The 2,442-nt window shown below is 67.4% G+C and carries 5 protein-coding genes; 2 read left to right on the top strand and 3 right to left on the bottom strand.

What is annotated here, in order from left to right; genetic code table 11:
• On the bottom strand, positions 1-398 hold a 398-nt coding region (locus VGR06_RS10970; protein ID WP_327558902.1), incomplete at its 3' end, for a Scr1 family TA system antitoxin-like transcriptional regulator.
• A 167-nt stretch (positions 399-565) separates the two neighbouring features.
• On the opposite strand from VGR06_RS10970, the gene VGR06_RS10965 reads away from it, so the two are divergent.
• Entirely contained in the window at positions 566-877 is a 312-nt protein-coding gene (locus VGR06_RS10965) for a hypothetical protein (RefSeq protein ID WP_327558901.1), read from the top strand.
• Here the strand turns inward: VGR06_RS10965 and hisH are convergent, their stop codons facing one another.
• The gene (hisH, locus tag VGR06_RS10960; protein ID WP_327558900.1) at positions 878-1,510 is read right to left on the bottom strand and encodes an imidazole glycerol phosphate synthase subunit HisH; all 633 of its coding nucleotides are present in this window, start codon (positions 1,508-1,510) and stop codon (positions 878-880) included.
• 64 nt (positions 1,511-1,574) lie between these two features.
• Between hisH and soxR the strand changes: the two genes are divergently transcribed.
• Positions 1,575-2,036, top strand: coding sequence for a redox-sensitive transcriptional activator SoxR (gene soxR / locus VGR06_RS10955; protein WP_327558899.1), 462 nt, complete (start codon positions 1,575-1,577; stop codon positions 2,034-2,036).
• Between the two features lie 218 nt (positions 2,037-2,254).
• On the opposite strand, the gene VGR06_RS10950 is transcribed toward soxR, so the two are convergent.
• A partial coding sequence (locus VGR06_RS10950; protein WP_327558903.1) for a hypothetical protein occupies positions 2,255-2,442 on the bottom strand: 188 nt, incomplete at its 5' end.

Raw genomic sequence — 2,442 nt, 5'->3', positions numbered from 1 at the left:
AACAGATTCTTGCGTGCGAACCGAACTGATACCAGGTCGTCGATCTCAGTGGCGGGTATGGACCGCGACACCTCGGCCAACGCGCGGACATAACCACCGGTCTGCAACAGACCTGGTACCACCGTGCACTCGAACGCTTTGATGGCGACGGCCTTGTCCTCGTGGTCGATCAGGGTCTGAAGCTGCGGCGGGAGATGAGAACCGTGCTGCTGGAACCAGCTTCTGACGTACTGGTCCTTGCACAACTTCAGCAGGCGCTCGCGTTCCTTGCCAGTGACCCCGCAAATTGCCAGGAATGCCGACACATCCGCTTCGGTTCCACCGCGAGTACCGGCCATCAACCGGGAGACCCTACTGTCCGACCACCCCAGTTTGCCAGCAATCTCCCTTCCGCTCATCCCAGCCTGCTGCATTGCCTTCCGCAGCCCTTCTCCCAGTTCTCGACTGCGTACTGTCGGTGTACGATCTCGCATGGCGGGGAAGCTAAGCCATTGCCCCGCCGTCACGCAAATTGTCACTCGAATGGTACTTCACTGACACCGGGACTAAATTCTACAAAGGTCACATGAAGAAGCTCTCACCGGTCGTCAGCGACGCAATACGCCTGCTCCAGCAGGATTTGTACCGGCACCTCGACGAGGCCGAGTTCCTGGCGTCCAGGTACGATCGCTGGTCCGAAGAGGACATTGACACCGCCCGCCAGCTGATCCAGGACCTGATCACCGTGGTACGCGGCGTGGTCGCGCTGCACGACTCGCCGATCGGTACCCGCTGCCGCACCTGCGACATGGCGTGGCCGTGCCAGGCCCTGGAAACCCTGCACCGCCTCGTGAAGGACCCGGACAAGGAGTTCGTCAAGATCCTGAACCGCAAATAATTAAGAAACGCTCTTCAACCAGTTCTGCAACAACTGCGCCCCCGCGTCCCCGGACTTCTCCGGGTGGAACTGGGTGGCGGCGAGCGGCCCGTTCTCCACGGCCGCGACGAAATCGTCGCCGTGCGTCGCCCAGGTCACCATCGGTTCGGGGAACGGCGGGCGCACCTCCAGCTCCCAGCGCCGCGCCGCATAGGAATGCACGAAGTAGAACCGGCTGCGCTCGTCGAGCCCGCCGAACAGCACCGATTCGGCCGGCGCGCGCACCGTGTTCCACCCCATGTGCGGCACCACGTCCGCCTCCAGCCGGTCCACCGTGCCCGGCCACTCCGCGCACCCGGCGGTCTCCAGCCCGTGCTCGATCCCCCGCTCGAACAGGATCTGCATACCCACGCAGATCCCCAACACGGGCCGGCCACCCGCGAGCCGGCGGCCGATGATCCGCTCCCCACGCACCGACCGCAACCCCGCCATGCACGCCGCGAACGCACCCACCCCGGGCACCACCAGGGCATCACACGACAGAGCGGCGTCGAAGTCGGCCGTCACGGTCACGTCCGCGCCGACCCGGCGCAGCGCCCGCTCCGCCGACCTCAAGTTCCCGGATCCGTAGTCCAGGACCACCACTCGCACCACCCGCCCAGGCTACCCGCCCGCCGAACCTCGATCTATCTGGAGGGATCGGGGTAGGGTCGGCGGGGTGCCGAAACTGCCCGACACGCTGACCATCGGCGAGGTGGCCGACCGCAGCGGCGTCCCGCACACCGCGCTGCGGTTCTACGAGGAACGGGGACTGATCGAGTCCGAGCGCACGTCCGGAAACCAGCGCCGCTACCCGCGCGCGGTGCTCCGCCGGCTGGCGTTCATCCGGACCGCGCAACGAGTCGGCCTCAGCCTGGAGGAGATCCGGGACGCGCTGGCGAACCTGCCCGGCGGCCGCACTCCGACGAAGTCCGACTGGGCCCGCCTGTCCCACTCCTGGCGCGGCGAGCTGGACGCACGCATCGACGCGCTGAGCCGGCTGCGCGACCGGCTCACCGTCTGCATCGGCTGCGGCTGCCTGTCGTTGAAGTCGTGCACGCTGGCCAACCACGACGACCGGCTCGCCCGGCTCGGCCCCGGCGCCCCCGGCCTCAAGGCGTCCTCCGAGGGTGGCATCTAGGCTGTGTTTCATAACTCGGGCAAGGCCGCCGATCGCCTTCGGCGACGGCCTCGGGTCACGATGCCGGGGTGGTTACGGGCCGGTGTGGGTGGTCGGGTGTCGTAGGTGGTCGGTTGACGATGCCTGCGGGCAGGGCTCGTTCCTCACCCTGCCCTGGTCACCGTGCGGCGGCCGCCCTCGCCGAAAATTGCCGACCTCAGCGCACCTTCGAACACGCGCTAGCTGAGCAGCCAGGCGAGCGCGCCGCCCGCGGCCAGCACGGCGGCCACGAGCAGCACGATCGCGGTGACCCGGGCGGTGTTCCAGGTGGTGTACACCCCGCCGATCAGGAACCCGGCGAGCGCCACCAGCAGGATGACCGCGACGTTCTTCGACACGGCCGCCGAGCCTAGCCTCCGTTGTACGG

Source organism: Actinophytocola sp., from assembly GCF_036002505.1.
Classification (GTDB): Bacteria; Actinomycetota; Actinomycetes; order Mycobacteriales; family Pseudonocardiaceae; genus DASYTH01.
Note: the sequence above shows the minus strand (reverse complement) of the source record. Positions and strands in the feature narration are given on the sequence as shown.